Annotated in this window: 18 protein-coding genes and 1 pseudogene; 5 read left to right on the forward strand and 14 right to left on the reverse strand. The window is 72.7% G+C overall.

The genetic code is table 11. The features are described from left to right. Window positions 1–13: 13 nt before the first annotated feature. From HUG12_RS19925 to HUG12_RS19960, 8 genes are all read right to left on the reverse strand, one after another. The gene (locus HUG12_RS19925) at window positions 14–508 is read right to left on the reverse strand and encodes a DUF7519 family protein (RefSeq protein WP_179270450.1); all 495 of its coding nucleotides are present in this window, start codon (window positions 506–508) and stop codon (window positions 14–16) included. Next, window positions 505–1,800: a DUF58 domain-containing protein gene (locus tag HUG12_RS19930; RefSeq protein WP_394354269.1), complete on the reverse strand. Its 1,296-nt coding sequence runs from the start codon at window positions 1,798–1,800 to the stop codon at window positions 505–507. Before HUG12_RS19930 ends, HUG12_RS19925 begins: the two co-directional genes overlap by 4 nt. Beyond that, entirely contained in the window at window positions 1,797–2,474 is a 678-nt protein-coding gene (locus HUG12_RS19935) for a DUF7269 family protein (protein ID WP_179270451.1), read from the reverse strand. The genes HUG12_RS19930 and HUG12_RS19935 overlap by 4 nt, the downstream gene beginning before the upstream one ends. Beyond that, the gene (locus tag HUG12_RS19940; protein ID WP_179270452.1) at window positions 2,471–3,439 is read right to left on the reverse strand and encodes a DUF4129 domain-containing protein; all 969 of its coding nucleotides are present in this window, start codon (window positions 3,437–3,439) and stop codon (window positions 2,471–2,473) included. The genes HUG12_RS19935 and HUG12_RS19940 overlap by 4 nt, the downstream gene beginning before the upstream one ends. 108 nt (window positions 3,440–3,547) lie before the next feature. Further along, complete coding sequence (locus HUG12_RS19945) at window positions 3,548–5,290, reverse strand: helix-turn-helix transcriptional regulator (RefSeq protein ID WP_246308100.1); 1,743 nt, start codon at window positions 5,288–5,290, stop codon at window positions 3,548–3,550. Window positions 5,291–5,612: 322 nt separating this feature from the next. Continuing rightward, window positions 5,613–6,212 (reverse strand): DUF7504 family protein, encoded by a 600-nt coding sequence (locus HUG12_RS19950; protein ID WP_179270453.1) that lies wholly within the window; start codon window positions 6,210–6,212, stop codon window positions 5,613–5,615. Window positions 6,213–6,644: 432 nt separating this feature from the next. Then, entirely contained in the window at window positions 6,645–7,559 is a 915-nt protein-coding gene (locus tag HUG12_RS19955) for a DUF7282 domain-containing protein (RefSeq protein ID WP_179270454.1), read from the reverse strand. Window positions 7,560–7,790: 231 nt separating this feature from the next. After that, window positions 7,791–9,359, reverse strand: coding sequence for an ATP-binding protein (locus tag HUG12_RS19960; RefSeq protein WP_179270455.1), 1,569 nt, complete (start codon window positions 9,357–9,359; stop codon window positions 7,791–7,793). A 140-nt stretch (window positions 9,360–9,499) separates the two neighbouring features. Here HUG12_RS19960 and HUG12_RS19965 point away from each other — a divergent pair, with 140 nt between their 5' ends. Further along, the gene (locus HUG12_RS19965; protein WP_179270456.1) at window positions 9,500–9,955 is read left to right on the forward strand and encodes a hypothetical protein; all 456 of its coding nucleotides are present in this window, start codon (window positions 9,500–9,502) and stop codon (window positions 9,953–9,955) included. A gap of 31 nt (window positions 9,956–9,986) precedes the next feature. On the opposite strand, the gene HUG12_RS19970 is transcribed toward HUG12_RS19965, so the two are convergent. Continuing rightward, entirely contained in the window at window positions 9,987–10,460 is a 474-nt protein-coding gene (locus HUG12_RS19970; protein ID WP_179270457.1) for a hypothetical protein, read from the reverse strand. Between the two features lie 331 nt (window positions 10,461–10,791). Between HUG12_RS19970 and HUG12_RS22135 the strand changes: the two are divergent. Both HUG12_RS22135 and HUG12_RS19980 read left to right on the forward strand, forming a co-directional pair. Continuing rightward, a pseudogene (locus HUG12_RS22135) lies at window positions 10,792–11,163 on the forward strand (CheF family chemotaxis protein); the annotation flags it as partial. Window positions 11,164–11,371: 208 nt separating this feature from the next. Next, on the forward strand, window positions 11,372–11,818 hold the full coding sequence (locus HUG12_RS19980) for a response regulator (RefSeq protein ID WP_218836364.1): 447 nt from the start codon (window positions 11,372–11,374) through the stop codon (window positions 11,816–11,818). A 91-nt stretch (window positions 11,819–11,909) separates the two neighbouring features. On the opposite strand, the gene HUG12_RS19985 is transcribed toward HUG12_RS19980, so the two are convergent. Beyond that, the gene (locus tag HUG12_RS19985; protein ID WP_179270458.1) at window positions 11,910–13,136 is read right to left on the reverse strand and encodes an MFS transporter; all 1,227 of its coding nucleotides are present in this window, start codon (window positions 13,134–13,136) and stop codon (window positions 11,910–11,912) included. A 177-nt stretch (window positions 13,137–13,313) separates the two neighbouring features. Continuing rightward, window positions 13,314–15,131 carry a hypothetical protein gene (locus HUG12_RS19990; protein ID WP_179270459.1) on the reverse strand — a complete coding sequence of 606 codons (1,818 nt, stop codon included), beginning with the start codon at window positions 15,129–15,131 and terminating at the stop codon, window positions 13,314–13,316. 454 nt (window positions 15,132–15,585) lie between these two features. On the opposite strand from HUG12_RS19990, the gene HUG12_RS19995 reads away from it, so the two are divergent. Together HUG12_RS19995 and HUG12_RS20000 are read left to right on the forward strand one after the other, a co-directional pair. After that, complete coding sequence (locus HUG12_RS19995) at window positions 15,586–16,323, forward strand: SDR family oxidoreductase (protein WP_179270460.1); 738 nt, start codon at window positions 15,586–15,588, stop codon at window positions 16,321–16,323. A 251-nt stretch (window positions 16,324–16,574) separates the two neighbouring features. Next, the gene (locus tag HUG12_RS20000) at window positions 16,575–17,222 is read left to right on the forward strand and encodes a dolichyl-phosphate hexose transferase (protein ID WP_246308215.1); all 648 of its coding nucleotides are present in this window, start codon (window positions 16,575–16,577) and stop codon (window positions 17,220–17,222) included. A 47-nt stretch (window positions 17,223–17,269) separates the two neighbouring features. Here HUG12_RS20000 and HUG12_RS20005 read toward each other — a convergent pair whose 3' ends face one another. The 3 genes from HUG12_RS20005 to HUG12_RS20015 form a co-directional block, all read right to left on the reverse strand. Then, entirely contained in the window at window positions 17,270–18,961 is a 1,692-nt protein-coding gene (locus HUG12_RS20005; RefSeq protein ID WP_179270462.1) for a GMC family oxidoreductase, read from the reverse strand. Continuing rightward, window positions 18,958–19,494 (reverse strand): gluconate 2-dehydrogenase subunit 3 family protein, encoded by a 537-nt coding sequence (locus HUG12_RS20010; RefSeq protein ID WP_179270463.1) that lies wholly within the window; start codon window positions 19,492–19,494, stop codon window positions 18,958–18,960. The genes HUG12_RS20005 and HUG12_RS20010 overlap by 4 nt, the downstream gene beginning before the upstream one ends. A gap of 80 nt (window positions 19,495–19,574) precedes the next feature. Continuing rightward, window positions 19,575–21,839 (reverse strand): DUF7846 domain-containing protein, encoded by a 2,265-nt coding sequence (locus HUG12_RS20015; protein ID WP_179270464.1) that lies wholly within the window; start codon window positions 21,837–21,839, stop codon window positions 19,575–19,577. Between the last annotated feature and the right edge of the window lie 6 nt (window positions 21,840–21,845).

A 21,845-nucleotide genomic window follows, 5' to 3' on the forward strand; every position in this document is an offset into this window, starting at 1 on the left:
GCCGCCGGCCCCGCTACCTGACGGCGCTCGCGAGCGCCACCGCGCCCGCGAGCAGGAACACGAGCGCGACGACGGGCTGTCCCCCGGTCGCTGCGCCGTACACCGCGAACGCGACGCCCGCCGCGACGGCCCCGACCGAGAGGCTCGCCGCGGTGTGGACCGCGACGTTCCGGGTCGCGTCAGTCTCCCGTCCGAGCTGCTCGCCGAGCCCGATGGCGTGTTCGCCGAGGTCCCACGCGACCGCGGCGGCGACCGCGCCGGCGAGCGAGACGCCGACGCCCGCGCCGCCGGTCCCAGCCGCGAGCAGCACCGCACACGCGAGCAGCACCGCGCCGGCGCCGAGCACGCGGCGCGACGGGCGCACGAGCCCACCGACGACGAGGACGGTGCCGACCGCGCCGAGCCCCCCCGCTGCGGGGGAGACGAGCCCGACGACGACGGCCCCCGTGAACGCGGCGATGGCCGCGCCCCAGATTCCCGCCGCCGGGGGGCGCCGGGTGACGGTCACCGCGACCACCGCGCGGCGGCGCGTTCGAGCTCGGTCGCGAGCGGCTCCTCGCCCCAGTCGAGGACGCGGATGCCGGCCCGCCGGAGCCGCGAGAGGCGGTTCGCCCGCTCGACCCGAGCGAGCGTCCGCCCCGGCGTGTCGGCGGCGGTCGGGTCCGGGCTGACGACCGTCACCGCGTGGCCGTGCGCGTCGAGGCGGCGGGCGACCGTCAGCGCGTAGTCGTCGGCCATCGGCGAGCAGAAGACGACCTGCGCGTCCGCCGGGAGCCGCCGCCGGAACCGCCGGAACCACGTCGTCGCGAGGAAGCGCTCGGCGGGCGGCGTCGGCGCGAGCGACGGGTGGGTGCCGAGCAGTTCCCGAGCGGCGGCCGCGTGGTCCGCGCCGCTCCCCGGCGGGAGCCAGCACTCGCCCGGCGCGAACGCGGCGACGCCGACGCGGTCGCCGCTCCCCAACAGCGCCGAGCAGGCCTGCGTCGCGGCGTCGACGCTCCGCTCGACGGCGTTGGCCGCGTCGGGGTCGGGGGCGAGGTACGACCCCTCCCGCGCGTCGATACAGAGCACGACCGTCGCGGCCCGCTCCTCGCGGAACAGCAGCGTCGAGAGCTCCCCGGTCCTGGCGTACTGCGCCCAGTTCACGCGCTTTGCCGGGTCGCCGTGGCGGTACTCCCGCGTCGAGTGGAACTCCAGGCCCGCCCCGCCCACGTCGGTCGCGACCCGGCCCGCGTACTGGGTGGTCAGCCCGCGGAGCGGCAGGGAGGCGCTCGCCTCGAGGTCGGGCGCACAGCGCATCGTCGTCTCGGCCTCGACCCGCTCGTCGTGCTCCCGCGAGCCGCTGGCGTTCCGGGTGACGACGTGGACCGGGCGCCACTCGTGGGCGCCCCGGACGGCCGTCACCGTGTAGCGGAGCGTCGCCGCCTTGCCCGGCCGGAGCGCCGTGCCGAGGCGTGCGGACCCCTCCACGGCCAGCGCCGGGGGAACGCCGTCGATCAGCCGCAGGTCCGGGACGACGCCGTCGCCGGCGTTCACGACGCGGAGCGTGACGGTCACCTCCTCGCCGGGGTCGGGCGTCGTCGTCGACAGCTCCCGCGTGACCGCGAGGTCCGGATGCGGCGCCGTGTCGGCCCGGGCGTACGCCGCGAACGCGACGCCGACCGCGCCCGCGACGACGAGCGACGGGCTCTCGAGGAGCGCCCCGAGTCCGACGGGGACCAGCGCGAGCGCGGCCATCCCGGCCCACCGCCCGGTGGGGACGACGCCGCGGGGGCGGAGCTCCTCCGGGAGGGTCGGCGTCACCGGCCCACCCCCGGCAGGCGGTCCCGAACCGACCGGAGCCGCCGCCGACCGGCCGCGCGAATCGTCGAACCGAGCCCGCCGCCCGCCCCCGACGGACTCCCGTCGTCCGACGCGTCCTCCGGGACCTCCCCCGAGCGTGCGGCGGCCAGCGCCTCGACGGTCCGCGCGGCGGCGAACCGGAACTCCACGTCCGAGCCGAGCAGCCCCCTGAGCCGCACGGCCGCCGGAGCCGGGCGGTCGTCGCCGAGGAACCACGCGGCCACGGGGTCGTCGGTCCACGTCCCCTCGCGGAGCGCCGCGGGGAGCTCCGCCTCGTCGTAGTCGCCGCGGGCCCGGAGCGTCTCGCGCGCGGCCCGGTCGAGGCGCGCGTGGAGTTCGCGCCTGCGCTTGACGCTCACGGTCGAGAGCCCGCCGCCGCTCGCGAGCAGGACGTCGATGTCCTCGCCCGGGAAGGGGACCTCGTACCGGTCCTCCACGTCGGCCGTCTCGGCCGCGCGGGCCTCCACCCGTCGGGCGTCGTTCAGGATCCGCAGCCCCTGGACGAGCGCCAGCACGCCCACGAGCGTCACGAACACGTAGCTCATCGAGCCGAAGAGGCCGGCGAGCCCGCGCTCGAACACGACCACGAAGCCGAACAACACCGCGGCCAGTCCGACCGACGCGGTCGCTCTCACGCATGATCACCCGCCGCGGAGCCGCCGTCCGCGTACCTCGCCTCGATGTGGCGGAGCGCGTCGACCGCGCGCGCCTCCCGCTCGGGCGTCGGCTCGGCGCCGCCGTACCGCACCTCCTCGAACACCGCCGTCAGCTCCGTCACGTCCCCGCGGTCCATCCCCGCCTCGACGGCGGCGGCGGCGAACTCCGCCGGCGTGGCCGCCGCCGGGTTCTCGACGTCGAGCCGTCCGGTCATCTCGCTCCACGCGCGGTACACCTCGTTCTCGAGGTCCGAGTCGGCCTCCAGCCTGTCCGCGGCCGCGCCCGCCGCCGCTCCCAGCGCCGCGCGGCGGTCCGGGGGCGGGAGGTCGGGCTCCTCGTCGGCCGGTTCCTCCTCGTCGTCGCCGGTCGAGACGAACAGGAGCGCGACGCAGCCGAGCAGCGCCAGCACGAGCAGCAGCCCCACGAGCGCGGTCGGCGTGGAGAGCGCCTCGCCGGCCGCGTTCGTCCCCGCGTCGCCGGCGCCGGCGCCCAAGCCCGTCTCGTTGGTCGGCGCGCCCGACGCGCCGAACCGCGGATCCAGCGGCGCCGGGTTACAGACGGTGAGCACGACGTATACGACGGCGAACGGGAACGACGCCGCGCCGACGAAGATCCCGCTCAGCAGCTTCGAGCCGGTCGTCCGATACATCGCGTAGAAGAACAGGCCGACGACGGCGAGCAGTCCGAGCCGGACGAGCGGCCTGGTGAGGAACGCGACGCACGTCGAGAAACTCAGTTCGATCCCGCCGGCCGAGGCGTTCCCGCCGAACTCGATCTCGCCGGCGTCCCGCTCGCCGATACCCGCCTCGTCCTCGGTGGAGCCGACGCCGAACCCGCCGGCGTTCGACGTCGTCGCGGAGTCGATCGTCGCGGCCGCGACACCGAGCGCGAGGACGGCGAGAACCGCGAGGAGGGCGGTGGCGGCGGTCCGTCGGTCTACCACGTCGTCCCGTATCACCCGTCGGTTGATAAATGTTCGACGGAAATCATTCGGCCGGGCCCACAGGTGGGGGCAGTCGGCCGCGGTCGCGCGGCGGTTCCGGCGGGCGCCTCACTCCGAGAACGGCGAGTCGGCGCCGTCGGGCTCCTCGCCCGGGAGCGTGATGACGTTCCCCCGACCGACGTTGATCTTCGTCACCCGTCCGTCGTCGGCCATCCGGGAGAGCACCCGGCTCACCTTCGACTTCGACCAGCCCGTCTCCCGGACGATCGCCGACTGGCGAACGCGGCCGCCGTTCCGCCGGAGCACGGCCAGCACGGCGTCCTCGTTGCTCAGCATCTCGAGCGGGACCTCGGTCGGGCCGTCGTCGGGCGACGGTTCGGGGTACTCCCGCCCGTCCGAGCGGGCGCCGTCCGCCTCCCCGGTCCCTGCCTCCCCCGGTAGCGCCGACGCACGACGCGTCGCCGCGTCCCGCACCCGCCCGGTCCACGCCGCCGCCCGCGTCCAGACCGCCGACTCCCGCACCCGGCCGGGGACGTACGGGAGCCAGCGGCCGCGCGTGGTCCAGAGGGCGCCGACGACTGCGAGTCCGGCCAGCGGGACCACCAGCAACAGCGCGAGCGGCGCGAGGCGCTCGCCGGCGTTCACGCCCGCCGCGTCGCCGACGCCGTCGCCGTCCGTGTCGGGGTCCGTCGGGTCGGTGCCGTACCGATTCACCTCGGGGCCGTCGTCCAGCCCGTCGCCGTCCGTGTCCGCGCGGTTCGGGTTCGTCCCGTGACTGTCCGCCTCCGCGCCGTCCTCCAGGCCGTCGCCGTCCGTGTCGGGGTCCGTCGGGTCCGTCGAGGCGCCGTACACCTCGTCCCCGTCGCTCAGCCCGTCGTCGTCCGTGTCCGCGCGGTTCGGGTCCGTCTCGAACGTGTACGCCTCGAGCGCGTCGCTCAGCCCGTCGTCGTCCGTGTCCGACTTCGTCGGGTTCGTGTCGTGTTCGCGGACCTCGTCCGCGTCGCTCAGCCCGTCCCCGTCCGTGTCGGGGTCCGTCGGGTCCGTCTCGTGGGTGTTGACCTCGAGGGCGTCGGCCAGCCCGTCGCCGTCCGTGTCGGGGCTGTTCGGGTCCGTGCCGTGGCGGTTCACCTCCGCGTCGTCCTCCAGGCCGTCGCCGTCCGTGTCCGCCTCGGTCGGGTCGGTCCGGTACTCGCGCACCTCGGGACCGTCGTCCAGGCCGTCGCCGTCCGTGTCCGTCTCGGTCGGGTCGGTCCCGTACGTGTCCAGTTCGAGCCCGTCGCTCAGCCCGTCGTCGTCCGTGTCGGAATCAGTGAAGTTCGTCCCCTCGTCGAGCTCGCGCCGGTTCGTGGCGCCGTCGCCGTCCTCGTCGCCGCCCTTCTCGATGACCGAGACGTCGTGGGTCGCGCGCGCCGCCTCGTCGCGGCTCAACGTGTCGGCGGTGACGACGACGCTCACGGTCTGCTGGCCGTACAACCCCTCCGGCCACTCCTCGAACGTGAACGTCAGTTCCTCCGTGCTGTTCCCGGCTAGCTTCACCGACCGACACTCCAGGTCGGTCGCGGAGCGGTCGTCGGCCGGTTCGGAGCGGACGCAGGCCTCGTAGTGCCCCTCCCTCCCGCTGGCGTTCGTCTCCAGGGTCACCGTGAGCGTCGACTCCTCGCCGGCCCAGAGGAACTGCGTGTCGCCGCGCTCGGCGACGACGTCGCCGTCGCCGAAGCCGCTCCCCGCGACGCTGATCTGCTCCGCCTCCTGAGCCGTGGCCGCGACGCCCGGGGCGAGGACGGCCGACAGCAGCAGGGCTCCGAGCACGAGCACGCGGGCGGCAGTCTCGATGGAGTAGTCGGTGCGCACTTGGCGAGCACCAGGTTCGTTCGGGCGTTTCCGTTGTGTAACTTAACCTTTTCGCGCCGCGTTTCGTCGTCTCGAAACCGACGAAACGAACGAAACGGTAAGGATCGGATAACCACCCAGTCGGACGAAGTACGGCGTTTTTCCGCGAAACAGTAACGGTCCAGATACGATGGCCGACGGGAGAGCGATTTACGACTCAGATACGATGGCCGGCAGGAGAGCGGTTCGACCGGCCACGTCCCCCCGAACGCGGCCGGCGATCGGCTGCGGGGTGTGAGCCACGTCGGAACGAGTGGGTGCCCATGGACTCGGTGCTCGACCGTCAGCGGCGGCGGACGACGCGCGCCCCGTCGTCGTCCACGCGGACGACGGCGTCCATCAGCGACGCGAAGGTGTCGACGGTCATCCCCTCGTGTGCCCCCGTCGTGAGATGGTAGTGGGCGAACGCGTCCGCGGACGCGAGTCGGTTGGCCACGGCGTTACAGAACCGGTAGCCACGCTGTCGGTCGACGTACTGGAGCAGCGCGGTGAGCGACGGCAGACAGCAGTCGAGCCGCCCGTCCGCGTCCCCCGCGCGGTCGAGCAGCTTGTCGAGCGCCACGCCCACCTCGGTGAGGTTCGACGGCGCGGACGCCGACTCGACCGCGAGCCGGTCGGCGTCCGCCTCGGCGGCGACTCCCTGCGGGGTCGCATCGACCACGTACCGCTCCCGGCCCGTACCGGGTCGTCGCTCCAGTCGTCGCACGTCGGCCCCGGTGAACGCGACCAGCAGCAGCGGGCCGTCGGTCGCGACCCCCGGGCAGCGGTGGTTCCTCGCGGACGCCCGCCGGTCCTCGAGGACCAGCACGTTCGCGGCGTCCGCGAGCCCGCGCGGCCGCGAGTCGAACTCGGCGGCCGCCGACGTGTGCGACGTTCCTGACATGGCGTTTCCGGGGAGGGCGAGTTCGGACTAAAAGCCGGACACCCGTCCCGTGGCGTTTCCCGTCCGCCGGGGGACGGTTTCGTTTCGTTTCGCCGTTCTCCGAATCGATACTCGGCGGGGCGGCGGTGACGACGACGAAACGGTCCCCGGCGGATCGCGACGGTCCGACGAAACAATGAGCCACAGTCCTGCGGTTTCGCCGTTCGGATCCGAGGCCGACCGTTCACGGGAAGGAGTTCGCCGGCCGGCGGCTAGCGGGGGGCAGGCGGAACGGGGTGGGCCGGACCGGGACGGCATCACGGCCGCACCCACCGGCCACGCGATCACGCCCGTCGTCGTGCGGACGGTCACCGGCCTCGTGCCGCCGCTCCGGAGGCGACCGGACGCCGCATCGCGTGGCGGTGGTCGCAGCGTCGCGTGGCGGTCCCGGTCTCAGCGGTCGGCGAACGGTTCGAGAGCGGGCGTCCCCTCGTCCGTCGTCTCGTTGCCGTCGGCGTCGTCCCCGTCGCCGGCGAGTCCGCCGGTGGCCGCGCCGTCCCCGGTGGCGCCCTCGGAGGTGACGGTCACTTCCGAGGCCTCCGTCACGGCCTCACCGTCGACCGTGTACGGGCCGTCCTGTGCGCCGTCGGAGCTCACGAAGCCGTAGGTCGTGTCGTTGTTCGTCTCCCGGTGGGGCATCGCGATGAGCTGCTGGCTCCCGTTCAACGACGTCTCCTCGAACTGGGCGCCCTCCACGTCGAACAACTGGATCGTGACGTTCTGGTGGTAGCCGGGCTCCAGGTACTCGGAGACGCCGACGACGCTGCCGAGCGCGTCGCCCTGGAGGAGGCTCTCGTCGTGGATGGTGACGTAGCCGCCCTCGGGGACGAACGTCGACTCGACGACGACCTGGGTGCCGTCGCTCTCCTGGGCGTCGAAGTCGACGAGCGCGTCGCGCGTCACGTCGAGGTACGTGAGGTTGCTGCTGTTCCGGGTCGTCACGCCGTGGATGTAGTCGCCGGTGCCGAAGTTCGTCGCCTCGAGGGTGAACTCGACCGTCCCGGTGCCGCCGGGCGCGACCGTGACCTCCTGGTGCCGGACGACGTCCTGCTCCTCGCCGTCGAGCCGGTAGGCCACGTCCTCGGTGAGTTCGCCGTCGGTCGGGTTCGAGATCGTCGCCGTCACCGTGATCGACCCGTTCGGCGCGACGGCCGCGGGCGCGTCGATCGAGTCGACGACGAGCCCCGTCGGTTCGGCCTGCTGAGCGCCGTCCTCCTGCTGTGCGCCGACGGTCAGCGCCGCCGTGGCGAACACCGACAGGACGACGAGCGCCGCGACGAGCGATACGACCGTTCTCCGCTTGGTCATGCGCGTCCCTCCATCGCGCCGACCGACGCCCCCGAAGGTGATAAACCATGGAAACGATAAAGCCACGAAACGTACGATTACGGGCGAGTAAGCAACGGTGCGTACGGTTCGCGGTTTCGGGTTAGCCGACACCAAGCGGGGGAACAGCGACCGCCTTCGACGCGCGTTCCCGGCGCCGGCCCGGACGCCGGCGGGGTTCGAGGGCGCCGCCGACCCCCGGCGGTGGGACCGTCACAGCACGAGGAACAGCAGGACGGCGGCGACGAGTCCCACGACCCCGAACAGGAGCGCCGTGAGCAGCCGCGGGTCCAGATCGAGTTCGCGTCCGGCACGCCGCATCCTGCGTCGGAACCGGTATCTCCACCGCCGCAGCGCGTACCGGACGCGGAAGACGCCACGGCGGAACCGCCAGATCGCCGACTCGACGCCGTAGGCGACGAGGTGGCTCGCCTCCAGCACGATGTCCTCCTCGGCGTCGCTCCGGTTCCGCCGGCGCTTCCGGCGATCGGGTCGACTCGGCGCCTCCGGCCGCTTCGGCGCGGGCGGTTTCCGGGGGAGGTCGTCCGCGCTGGCCCTCCGTCGATCCGTGGCGACCACCTCCGTCGTCGACCCGCCGCCGGAAGCGGCGGCGAGCGGGTCCGACATCGTCATCGCCCCGGACGCCGTTCCGTCCCCCGGCGTCGCCCCGCTGCCGGAGTCGGCCGGCCTGTTCTCGACGTCCGCCGACCCGTCCCCGACGTCCGCCGTCCCCGACGTCCCGGCGTCCGCGGTCGTCCCCGTCGAGTCGGCGCCGTCCCCCGAACCCCCGTCGTCGTCCGGGTCGGTCGGGGACGCGGCGGCCTCGAGGCCGCCCGACCCGGACGTCGACCCCGCGCCGGAACCGCCGGCCGAGTCGCCGATCGTTTCGACGTCGTCCGCGGGGTGTGATCCGGGGCCCGCGGAGGGATCGATGTTCTCGAGTTCCTCCTCCAGATCGACGCTGATGCTCCGGAAGTCCGGGCGTTCGACGTCCTCCAGCCCCGGCGTCGCGCCCGCGTCGAACGTCTTCTTCCGGCGGAACTGGACCCGCGACACCTGCTCGTCCCAGTCGGTCACGACGATGGCCTCCCCGTCGTTCAGTTCCTCGACCATCTCGGCGTACTCGTTGTCGAGGAAGCGTCCGACGACCTTCGTGTCGTTCTCCCAGGTGAGCCGGTGCCAGACGAGCCAGTCGCACTGGGTGATGAAGTCCTTGTCCACCGCGGCCGGCCGCTGGGACATGCCACAGAGGCCGAGCCCCCGCTTCCGGCCGCGCTTGGCGACCTGCAGGAGGATCTCGCCGACCTCGTCGAGGCCGCCCGACTCGGGGAGGTACTCGTGGCACTCCTCGACCAGCAGCATGAACGGCTTCTTCGCCTTCTTCTCCCGGACGAACAGCGTCTTCACGACGCCGTGGATCAGCTGTCGGGCCTCGTCGACGTCGAGGTACTCGGAGACGTCGAGGATGACGGGGACGTTCTCCTCCAGCGCCAGGGTCGCGATGCGCTGTGCGTGCGTGGGCGACACCTGCACGTCGCACAGTTCGCCGGCGCCGACGTGGAGCAGTTCGTAGCGCTCCTTCAGTCCGTAGTACTCCCCGTCGGTGTCGACGATGAGCATCGGGAGGTCCAGTTCGAGCAACTCCTCCGCGACGACGCTGGCCGTGTTCGACTTGCCGCTCCCGGACTTGCCGGTGACGAACCCGCGTCCCGTGAGGAGTTCGATGACGGGGACCGTCGTACCGTCCTCCGAAATCTTGATCTCGTCCGGGATGTCGCTCATCGGTCGTCCACACGTGAGAGGGGGTCCGGCATATGCCTTCTGTCGTGGGAGCGACTCCGGGGGCCGTGAGAAGGGGGAGCCTACCGGGGGCGCGGAGCGCCGTCGGTACCTTTTTCGCACCCAGGGGGCTGTCCCTGCATATGTCTAGCCGGTGGTTCGACGGCCAGCTGAAACAGGTCGCCTCGCTGGTCGGCGTCTCGACGGTGCTGCTCACCGCCGACTTCGTGGGGGTGCTCGCGCTCGTGACCGGGAACGCGGCCGGGTTCGGCGACCGCTTCCCGGCGTACGTGCTCGTGATGGCGATCGCCTTCGTGATCACCATCGTCGGGCTGTCCCACTACGGACTGGAGGGCCGCACGGTGCTGTCCGCCTCGACCGGCGTGAGCGTCCTCGCGCTCGTGACCGGCACGCTCGCCGGCGAGGGGCTCCGGTACGCCGTGGTCGAACCCGCGACGGTGTTCGACGTCCAGTTGCTGTTCTATCTGCTCGCGGCCGGACTCATCGGGACGGGCCTCAGCTTCTGGACGGTCAACCACTGGCGGGAGTTCGTCCGGGGCCGGACGGTGGAGTCGGACGCGCACGTCTCGGTCGAGTAGGGCGGGTGTCGGGGCGGCCCCGCCGGGGAACTCACCCGTCGTGCTCGCCCTCGTAGGTCACGTCGACGACCGCCGCCAGGCCGTTCTGTACCTCCACGTTGTCGACGATCACCCGGACGTTCGCGACGTCCGGGGCGTCGTCGTCGCCGAGTCCGAGCCTGAGCCCGTCGCTGTCCGCCTCGGCCCCGTGGTCGTCGACCCGGCCGATGACTGACCACTCGCCCGCCCCGGTGATCACCCCGTCCCACTCCCGCTCGTCGCCGCCGTCGAGTTCGATCGTCTCCCCGAAGACGACCTCGTCCTCCCAGGTCCGGGTCACCTCGATCCCGAGACCGTAGGTCGTCCCGCTCAGGTTCCGGGCGAGAATCCCGTAGGAGTCGGTTCCCGCGTCCGGGTCGTCCGGGTCCGGCGTCGACCCGTCGCCGGCGGAGGAACAGCCCGCGAGCGTCGACGCGAGTGCCGTGGCGGTACGGAGGACGCGTCGCCGCGTTCGGGGGGAGGGCATCGTCTCGGGCGACGGGGAGGACCGCCGTAAGCGTTGCTCAGGCTGAAATTCCGCCTTCAGTCATCCGGGCCCGCTCCAGCCCGACGGACATCGCACGTATCGGACGCCGCGTGTACCCTCCTTCGTCATCGGGATCGCCCACGAGGTGCCCATCTGTCGTTCGGTTAGCACGTTGACTCAAGCCACGTCGCCCCATAATTATTGTATTATTTACACTTATTACCGTCGACCGCCGTTTCGAACGGGAGGAGAAGGTGATGAGAACAAGCGTACGGTACGTGGATCACGCGTCGGTGCCCGCCCCGAACGGGTCGAGCACCGAGTCCGGAACGTGAGCGAGGAACCGATCGCCGACTTCACCGCCCAGGTCTGGGACAGCTACGCCGGCGCCGAACTCGTCCCCGGACGCGTCGTGACGAGCGAGCGGCGCGTCGTCCTCGCGACGGAGGAGTCGCGGACCGCCGTCCCGCTGTCGTCCGTCTTCGACGTCACGCCGGGACGGGCGCCCGCACACCTCGATGCCGAGTCGGACTCCGTCCTCACCGTCGGCTGTTTCCTCGACCAGACGCGGCACGCCGCGACGGTCGAGGCCGACCGGAAGCTCGTCGACCGGCTGGCGACGGCGCTGTTCAGGCTGATCCTCGGTGACGCCGACGTCATCGTCACCCACCCGTCGAAGGTGGACGGCGTCCGGCAGGACGAGTCGCCCCTGAACGGGACGCTCGACGCCGCGCCCACGCGCGTCCGGTTCGAGTTCGAGGCCGCCGCCAGGAGTCCCCACGGACGAGATCGTCGAGTTCGGCCGGACGAAGTCCGACGGCGGCCTGCCCATCACCGTCCGGATCGCCCACCAACGGGGCGACGTCACCGTCGAGACCGACGTCACGTTCGACTCACAGCGCGTCGCCAACGTGTTCGGCCGCTACCTCCGGGAGTACTCCGAGGCCCGCGGCGAGGGACCGACCTCGATCACGGTGCTGTTCGTCGACGACGAGCAGGTGTTCCTCGACCTGTTCACCGGGCAACTCGCCGAGTTCCGCGACGTCGAGACGCACGCGGTCACGAGCGGGGTGGACGCGCTGGAACACATGAGCGAACACCCCGACACGACCTGCGTCGTGAGCGACTACAGGATGCCCGGGATGAACGGGATCGAACTCCTGACGGCGATGCGGGAGGTGCGGCCGAACCTCCCGTTCGTCATCCTGACCGGTATGGGGAGCGAAACGGTCGCCGAGGAGGCGCTGGCCGCGGGCGTCACCGACTACCTGCGGAAGGAGACCATCGCGTCGAACCCGAAGATGCTCGGGCGCCGCATCGAACGCGCGGCGTCGGACCACCGGCCACACACGGCCTGAACGACCCCGAGGCCTCCGGCGGTCTCGAACCCCAACGGAGCGTCCCGACCGAGACGTGGGCGGGTGGCTCACGGGTTACTTGATGACCGCCTCATCGCGCCGGGACGTCCGCCACGTCGGGGTTCAGTTCGCCGGTGTAGCGGTACGTCCCCGCGAGGAGGACGATCCCGGCCGCCAGCGGGATGACCGCACAGGCCGCGTAGACGGGGACGAACCCCAGCGCCTCGACCGCCGGGAGCGAGACGATGGGGCCGAGGCCGCCGCCGACGTCGCCGAGGACGTTGTTCGTCCCGGTCGCCCGCCCCATCCGTTCGGTCGGCGTGAGGTCGGCGAGCAGCGCCATCAGCGGGCCGCCGACGCCGCCCTGGCCGGCGCCGATGGCCAGACAGCCGAGGAGCAGGCCGACCCGCGACTCCGTGACGGCAAGTTGCAGGAACCCGACGCACGCGAGCAGCAGGAAGCCGAGCAGCACCGGCATCCGGGCGCCGAGTCGGTCGCTGGCCGTGCCGCCGACGAGCATGAACACCGACCCCGCGAGCACGGTCGCGGCCATGAGAAATCCCGAGGTCCCCTGCGCCGAGTAGTCGAGGACGGTGATGCCGCGCTCGCCGAGCAGCAGCACCAGGGTGGCGAACAGCACCCCGGCGTACGAGAAGTAGAGCCCGAAGTTCACCAGCCCCGCCGTCAGGGCGGGCGTGCTCCGGTCGATGTCCCACGGTCGCACCGTGGAACCCGCCTCGCTCGCGTGGGTCTCGGGGACGGTGAGGAACGCGAGGCCGCCGGAGACGAGCGCGAACGCCGCCGCGAGCGCGAACGCGACGGCGACGCTGTACAGGTCGCTCACCACCCCGCCGAGGACGAGGCCGGCGGGGAAGCCGAAGGTGATGCCCGCGCGGACGAGCCCCATGCTCGTCCCGCGGGAGGTCGACTCGCTCACGTCGGCCGTGATGGTGTAGGCCGTCGCGAACACGAGCGCGCTGCCGAGCCCCCAGGCGAACCGCGAGAGGAGGAACCAGACCTCGGGCAACTCGGAGGCGAGCGCGACGTTGTAGCCGAGCGTCGCGACGCCCTCGATCAGCAGGCCGGCGATGAACGGCGTCCGGGTGCCGATCCGGTCGACCAGCGCCCCAGCGGGCGCGTTCGCGACCATCCGGACGAACCGGTTCGCGCTCAGGATGAGGCCGACGAGGAACGGCGAGATGCCGAGCACCGCCCCGAGGTTCGGGAGGATGGGGAAGACGACGCCGCCGCCGAAGCCGACGAAGAACGTGCACGCGATGACCGCGAGCACCACCGCTCGCGGGCGCACCTCGTCCATTCAGGACCACCCGCGGGGGGCGCGAACGGGGAGCGAGCGGGGACCGTGACCGCCGCTCCACGGCGTCGAGGACCGGGTCACACGGACCACTCGGTCGGGTTTCCGTATGAGTGGTTCGGTCCCAGCAGTCGGGGCCGGTACGTGCGAAATCCCGGGATCGCGTGGCCGCCGCCGAGGTCACTCGGCAGGCGTGTCGGTGGGCGTCTCCGTCGGCGTGTCGGTGGGGGTATCAGTCGGCGTCTCCGTCGGAGTGTCGGTCGGAGTGGCCGTCGGCGTGTCCGTGGGCGTCCCCGTCGGCGTGTCGGTCGGAGTTTCGGTCCGTGTCTCGGTGGGGGTTTCGGTCGGCGTACCGGTCCCGGTGGGCGTCCCCGTCGGGGTCGCGGGTGCGCAGTCGTCGACGTCGGGGTTCACGAGGTTGAAGAACACGTCGCCGTCGTCGGCCGCGAGCTGGAGGCGTTCGATGACCTTCCCCTCGTGCTCGCCGGTGCCCCGGAACGTCTCCGGCGCGGTGAACTCGTCCGGCCCGAACTGGTCGCCGAACCGCTGATCGGTCCCGTCCGCGAAGACGAGCGTCGCCATGGCGAACTCCGGGGGGAGGCTGCCGAACTCCTCCTCCCCGACGGTCACCTCGGTACACTCGAACGTCGTCGCGGGGTCGCCCGGATCACAGGACGTGTCGTCGTTCGGGATGACCACCTCGTCGGGCGTGTCGAAGCTGGCCCTGTCGAACACCCGGCCGGGCGAGCCCAGGACGAGCGGGCTCGGCCTCACGTCGTCGATGCCCTTGACGCTCCCGTCCGTGAAGTAGACGTTCACGTCGACGTTCACGCGGTCCGGGTGCTCCATCGTGACCGACGAGCAGTCGCGGGTCACGTCGAGACAGCGCCGCTCGGTGCGCGTCGAGGCGGTCGCGTCGCCGTCCGAGACCGTGACGCGTCGGATCCACCCGTGGAACTCCTCGAAGCTCTCGTCGTCCGACCTGATCTGGCCGCTCCCCTCGAAGCCGAAGCGGAGCCGCCCGCCGTAGCTCCCCGTGAAGCGCTGAGTTGTGCCGTCGCTCATCCCCAGGCGCACCTCGTCGTACGACTCGGCGTCGACGGTGACGTAGTAGCAGGAGGGCCGGACGTCGGGGTCGAACTCCTCCGCCCCGTCCTCGTCGTCACGGTCGTCCCCGTCGTCACGGTCGTCCCCGTCGTCTCGGCCGTCGCCGTCCCGGCCGTCGCCGTCCCGGTCCCGGAGCAGGCTGTCGGTCACGTCGTCGCCGTTCAGGAACAGCCGGAACCGTGGGTGCTCGTCCGTCTTGAACTCGAACTCGGTGATCCCGCCGTACACGTAGAACGCGTCGCCGGAGCCGTCGCCCGTCGACCCGAGGACGCCCCAGCTGCCGTCGCGGAACCGGTCCACGTCGTCGTCCCGGTCGGCCGAGCCGTCGCCCCGGTCGAACGCCTTCGTGATCCGGCCGTTCGCGACGAACTCGTAGGACAGCGTCCCCTCCCCCCGGGTCCGGATCTCGAACAGGTCGCGGCCCTGCTCCGCGTCGGGGGTGTCGAGCGCGGTAACGCGGTCGGTCACGTCCTCGCCGTCGAGCAGCATCGCGAACGGCGGGGCGCTCTCGTCGTTGTACTCGAAGTCGACGATCGGGCCCCGGATCCGGTAGGCGTCCCCACGGCCGTTGGCGGTCTCGCCCGTCACGGTGACGAGCCCCGACCGCAGGGTTCGCAGGTCGTCGTTCCGCAGTTCCGCGGAGTTCGGCCCGCGGTCGAACGCCTTCCGCACCGGCCCCGCGACGTCGAACTCGTAGAACAGCGTCCCGTCGTCATCGGTCACGATCTCGAGGAGTGCGCCGCGTTCGACCCCCGGACCCACCTGCTCGGCCCGCCGCTTCACCCCCGAACCGGAGGTCCCCTGTACGGCGTCGCGACCGAGGCCCGCCGCGAGGCCGCCCACCGCTGCCACGCCGAGGAACGCGCGTCTGGAGAGATCTGATGCGTTCACCGGGAGGGCTACGACGGCACGGCGAGTATAGGGCCCGCATCGTTGACACCCTTGTCGGTGAAACCGACAGCCGTAGGACTGGATTTATCGGCACAACGGGGGAGTCGCGCAGGGCGACGTCGACCGCCCGACCGCGTGCGTTTGCGAGCGACTAACGGTCGCCCCACAGCGCCGTTCGCGTCTCCGCACAGGACCGCGGGGCGACCCGTACAGCGCCACCACCAGGTCCTCCGCCGGGGTCGACGCCTTCACGGGGGCGGTTCGTCGGGGGCCGACGTCGGCGCAGTGGTCGAACGGGTCTCGGCGTGCCGTCGCACTCCGTCGTCCACGCGCCCGACCCACACGCGAACGGGGGATGGATTCCGGCCAGGCGCGATGGACGCGGAGCGGGCCGAGGGTCGGCGGGACGCCCGCCGGGGAAACCGCTTTCGGCGCTCGCCGTGACCCCCCGAGCATGGAGGACATCCAAGGCGACACGGTCGTGGTGACGGGGGCGAGTTCGGGGATCGGAGCGGCGACGGCGCACGCGCTCGCCGCGGACGGGGCGAACCTCGTGCTCGCCGCCCGTCGGGAGGGCAGACTGGAGGAACTGGCCGGCGACCTCGAGGTCGAGCACGGCGCGGCGGCGGTCCCGGTGCCGACCGACGTGACCGACCGCGAGGCGGTGGACGGCCTCGTCGACACTGCGGTCGCGCAGTTCGACTCGCTCGACGCGCTGGTGAACAACGCCGGCGTCGGCCTCGGCGACGACGTCGCGGACCTGACCGACGAGGAGTACCACACGATGATGGACGTGAACGTCGACGGCGCCTTCTACGCGACCCGCGCGGCGCTGCCGCACCTCCGGGAGTCCCGGGGGACGGTCACGTTCGTCGGCAGTTTCGCCGGCCAGTACCCCCGACCCGGCAACCCGGTGTACGCCGCGACCAAGTGGTGCGTCAGGGGGTTCGCCCACAGCCTCGCCGCCCGGGTCGGCGACGAGGGCGTCGCGGTGTCGGTCGTCAACCCGACGGAGGTGCGGACCGAGTTCGCCTCCGAGCAGGGCGACCCCTTCGAGGAGCGGTTCGACTCCGAGGACGTGACCGACCCCGAGGCGGTCGCCGAGGCCATCCGCTTCACGCTCCGACAGGACGCGACCGACGCGGTGAACGAGATCGACCTCTACCGGCGGGACAAGTTCGCGCACTTCTGACTCCCGCCCGGCGGGCGCCTGCGGAATCCGCCCGAACATCGGTCGAACGCCCCGTGAGCCGGCGTTTTTGGCTAACCTAAAACTTAAGTGAGTTCCGGTCCGCGGACGAGGTGATGAACGAGGCAGTGCGGTCGGAGGCGGGGTCGCGACCTGACGACCGGGACGGGTCCGGCGGGGACGCGCCCGGAACGGACGCGACGTCGACGGGCACCGACGGGGACGGCTACACGTTCGACGACGTGAGCGTCGTGATGGGCACCTACGACGAGGAGGCCGCGGTCGGCGCCGTCCTCGACGACGTCGACCGGGTCACGGACGGCCGCGCCGAGGTCGTCTGCGTCGACGGCTCCAGCGACCGGACGCCCGAGATCGCCCGAGAGCGGGGCGCCCGCGTCGTCGAACAGGAGCCCCGGGGGTACGGCGTCGCCGTCCGCGCCGCCCTGCGAGCCGCCGACCGGCCGATCGTCGTCACCACGGACTGTGACGACACCTACCCGATGGAGAAGCTCCCCGACTTCCTCGCGGCCGTCAACGACGGCGCGGACGTCGTCAGCGGCGATCGACTGTACCACGGCGCCGGAGCGATGCCCGCGTTCAACCGGGCCGGCAACCGGGCGTTCGCCCTCCTCGCGAGCGCCCTGACGGGCGGGCGGGTTCACGACACGACCACGGGGATGCGGGCGTACCGCCGCGAGGTGGTCGAATCGATCGAGTGGACCGAGAACACCGGGCTCTCCGCCGAACTGCTGATCCGCCCGCTGATGCGGGGGTACGCGGTCCGCGAGGAGCCGATCCCGTACCGCGAGCGCGCCGGCGAGACCAAACTCGACCCGCTCTCGGGCGGGGCCGCCATCGCGAAGTCCATCGTGAAGGTCGGCCTCGAGGAGCGCCTGCGATAGGCCGTCCCTCCCCCGTTTCCCGCGGTTCCGAACCCGCCGCATCGCCGTCACGACCGTCGTAGCTGCTCGTCCATCGAGTCGACCGCCCGGAGCGCGAGCGCGGCGATGGTGAGCGTCGGGTTCATCGCGCCGCCCGTGACGAACGCGCCCGAGGAGGGGATCCAGAGGTTCGAGAGGTCGTGGGTCCGCAGTTCGGGGTCGACGACGCTCGTCGCCGGGTCGGTCCCCATCCGGGTCGTCCCCATGTGGTGGGCCGCGGGGCCGGTGTCCTCGGGACCGACCGACCACTCGATCTCGACCCCGAGCGCCTCCAGCACCGCCCGCTGGATCTCGTTCGCCCGCTGGAGCGTCCGCCGGGTCCGGTCGTCGAGCCGCCAGTTCACCTCCGGCACCGGGTTTCCGTGGTCGTCGGTCGTCGACGGGTCGAGTTCGATCCGGTTTTCGGCCCGCGGGAGCTGGCCGACCAGCGCGCCCATCGCCACGTGGTTCCCGTACCCGTCCCGGAGCCGGTCGAGCAGTTCGTCACCCCACGTCTCCGCCGAGAGGGCCATCTCGACCGGCGACGGCCCGGCGTAGTTGAGCAGTTCCAGCTTTATCGGCCCGAGGTCCCCGTCGGCGGCTGGAACCGCTCCGTCGGTCCCCTCCGCACCCGCGCCGGGGTCGTCGTAGAACTGGTGGCTCTCGGTCGTGACGAAGCCGACGTGGTTCTGCCGCGTCGGCCGGTCGAGCGTCCCGCCCATCCCGGCGAATAGGTGCTCCATGAAGTAGCGGCCGACCGCGCCCGAACCGTTCGCCAGCCCGTCGGGGTACGTTTCGGAGTCCGAGAGGAGGAGCAGCCGCGGGCTCTCGACCCCGCCCGCCGCGAGGACGAACGCCCGGGCGGCCTGCTCGTGCTCCTCGCCGTCGGGCGTCGCGTACCGGGCGACCGTGACGCGCTCGCCCGCCTCGTCGTGTTCGAGCCGCTGGACGGGGACCCGGTCGAGCACCCGCGCACCGGCCGCCTCCGCGCGGGCGACGTGGCGCTCGGCGGTGTACTTCGCGCCCGAGGGGCAGACCGGCTGGCACGTCCCGTAGCCGACGCAGGCCGACCGCCCGTCGCGCCGCTCCGAGTTCCGGGCGTTTCCCGCCGAGTGGGTCGTCACGCCCACGCGCTCGCAGGCCTCGGCGAACAGCGAGTCGCTGTGGGAGGGCGGGAACGCCGGCATCGGGTGTGGCTCCTCGCGCGGGGGCCCGAACGGGTCGTCCGACGCGCCGGCGACGCCCAACTCGGCCTCCGCCTCGGCGTAGTACGGCCGCAGGTCCCCGTAGGAGATGGGCCAGTCCTCGCCGACGCCGTCGCGCGTCCTGCGCTCGAAGTCCGCCTCGTGGAGCCGCATCACCATCCCCTGCCAGTGGAGCGTCGACCCCCCTACGCCCTTCACGCGGGTCGCGTTCAGCGGGTAGAACCGCTCGCCTGCGGAGGTGTAGGCGTCGCGCGGGCCGCCCGTGCCCCAGACCGACCCGCCGTCCCCCGCCGGACGGATCGACCGCTCCATCCGGTCGAGGCGGTCGTCGGGGTCGAACCGGGGACCGGCCTCCAGGACGACCACGTCGTGACCGCGCTCGGCGAGCCGCGCGGCCACGAGCGCGCCCGCCGGCCCGGCGCCGACGACGCAGACGTCCGCGGCGGAACGGGGGCTTCGGTCGACGTCGGCGACCGCGTCCCCGTCACCCTCCCGGCCGCCGTCGGTCCCGTTCACGGCTCCGGCCCTCGTCGGTAGCTCTCGATCCCGCCGGGGTGACCCTGCGGGTTCTCGATGCCCACGAGTTCCCCGCCCGTCGGCGACGTGTAGAGCGCGTACTGGAGTTCGTTCACGACGTAGCGACGGACGCGCTCGGGGTCCGTCCCCTCCGGGTCGGCCGCGGCCGTCTCGACGCCCATCTGGCGGAGGAGCGCGTCCCGGTCCCCGGCCGACAGCTCCGCGACGGGCGCGTCGAACCAGTTCTCGGCGTAGGCGTCCAGCGTCGCGGCCGCCTCCCGCACGCCCGACGCGTACGCCGGTCCGTCGACCGCGCGGCCGACGACGTACGTCTCGACGAACTCGGGAACCCCCTCGACCGCGGAGGGGTAGACGACCTCGGCGACGGCGACGAGCACGCCCCCGACGTTCACCCCGGAGCCGTTCGACCCCCCCGCCGCTCCCGGATCGAACTCCTCCCACGCGAACGCTCCGGCGGCGCCGGCGCTCCCGACGCCGAGCGCCGCGAGCGCGTCCCGCCGGGTCAGCTTCACGGCCCCGTTTTAGGACGACCTAAACAAATGCGTTGTGCTTCGGGCGTCGCTCACCCGGGCCCGAGGGTCGTACCGTTCGCTCAGGCCGCCGGGTTCGCCCCGGAGGCGGCGTCCGCCTCGGTCGACGCGCTCGGTTGAGCCGTCGCGTTCGTCCCGACTGCCGCGTCCGCCTCCACGGAGACGCCGTCGAGGTAGTCCCCGCCGGGGCCGACCCACGTCCCCTCCCTTCCGCAGTCGGTTTCGAGCCGGCAGACCCGCGTCTCGGGCGGCCAGAGCACCCGCACGGCCCCGCCGTCGCGCTCGACCGTGAGCGCCTGGCGGTACGTCACCGACTCGCCGGTCCGCCCGGCGAACGTCACGACGAGATCGACCTCGCTCGCGCCCGCCGGAAGCGGGACGTCCCCGGTCTCACCGCTCGACCCGTTCGGACCGCCGGAGTGACTGTCCCCCGTCCGGTCGAGGTTCCCGACCCGGACGCCCGACGGCCCGACCGACCAGTTCACCGCGACGCGGCCGTCGAGATCCTCCACCGAGTAGCGCGCGTAGCCCTCGCCGGTCTCGACCCGCACCGACGCACCCGTCGACCCGGCCGGCACGCCGACGACCGTGCGCGCGTCGACCCGGTCGCCGGTCAGGACGCGGAGGCGCCGGAGGTCGGGGTCGACCGGTCGAACCGCGCCGGTCCATTCGCCGCGGTAGGTGAACCGATAGAGCTGCCGGTCGCCCGCGGCGTCGACCGTCCGCAGGTCCCGGTCGGGTTCCCCGTCCACGGCGTAGATCGGCCCGTCGTCGAAGCCCGGTTCGTTCCGGAGGCGCTGGAACGGGTGGGCGGTCCAGTCGCCGTACGGGTCTGGCACGAACACCAGCGCGTTTTCGAGGTCGGCCCCCTCGAACGGCTCGTAGGTCGCGGCCAGGTTCCCCGTCCGCTGTCGGTTCTCCCCGTAGGGGTCGGCGACGACCGAGGCCTCCGCGGCCGCGACGAGCGGGAGCGAGACGACGAGCAGCGTGGCGAGCGCGACCCGGGCGGCCCGGCGGTCGAATCGCCCGGCGAGCAGGGACGCGAGCGCCTCGCCGCCGCGGACGACGCCGACGGCGGCGAAGACGCCGAACGGGACGAGCAGGTCGAGGTGGTAGTACGGGCCGAGCAGGTCGAACAGCCCGTTCGCGAGGCCGTTGTACACGCCCCAGAACGCGACGTTTCCGAGCGCGACCGAGGCGCCGACGCCGGCGAGGAGCCCCGTGACCTCGCCGTCGCCGAGTCCGTCGATTCTCGGTCGGAGTCGGGCGCCGCCGCGCCACCACCGCTCGAAGAACAGCACGAGGCCGGCCGCCGCGAACCCGGTGCCGAGCCATCCCGCGGCGACCCATCCGCCGAACAGCATCGAGAGCGCCCGGCCGGAGCTCTCGACGCCCAGCGCCGGCGTGTAGTCGAGCTCGTGGCCGAGCAGTTCGCGCTCGCCGAAGCCGAGGCCGTCCCGCGGGGCGAACGCCTCGTACGGGAAGACGAGCGGGTCGCCCGTGACCGTCCAGTTGTAGCCCAGCGCGAGCGCGACCCCGGCGAGTCCGAGCGTCGCCATGACGGCGTACCGTTCGAACACGGCCCGACGGACCGACCGGTCGACCCGCCCGTCTCTGGCGGCCCGCGCGAGCACGGCGAGCGCGTGCAGGAGGAACGGGGCGGCGAAGCAGACGGCGGTGTACGGTCGGCTGAAGAAGGCGAGTCCCACCGCTGCGCCCGCCAGCGCGGCCCAGCGTCGGCGTCCGGTGCGGGCCGCCCGGACGTAGCCGACGGCGAAGAGGAGGTTCAGCAGCATCGTCGGCGCGTACGGGAGGAAGACGGACGAGGGGAAGAGGAACAGCGGCGACGCGAGGACGAACGCGGCGGCCAGGAGGCCGACGCGGGCGTCCGCGGCGTCCCGGCCCAGGAGTGCGACGAGGCCGACGACGCCCGCCGCGACGGCCGCGAGCGCCGGGTCGTAGCTCCCGGTCAGCGCCCGCGCCGCCGCGAACGTCGCCGGCACGACCGGACTGTACTTGCCGTACATGACGGTCCCGCCGCCGCGCTCGCCGGCGACGAAGAACCACGGCCTGACGGCCTCCGCGAGCGGGCCGGGCCGGAGGAACAGCCGGCCCTCGAGCAACATCGCGGCCTGCAACAGGTAGACCCCCTCGTCGTCGTTCACCGAGCGGTACGCGAACAGGTCGGTCGCGAGCCACCAGACGACGGCGCCCGCGAGGAGCGCCAGCGCGACGGCGCCGAGCTCGAACCGGCGGGCCGCGGCGATCCGGGCGGACCGCTCGCGCACGCGTCGAACGCGGTCCGCCACCGCCACGCCCCCACTCATCGCCGC

Source organism: Halorarum salinum, assembly GCF_013402875.1.
GTDB lineage: Archaea > Halobacteriota > Halobacteria > Halobacteriales > Haloferacaceae > Halorarum > Halorarum salinum.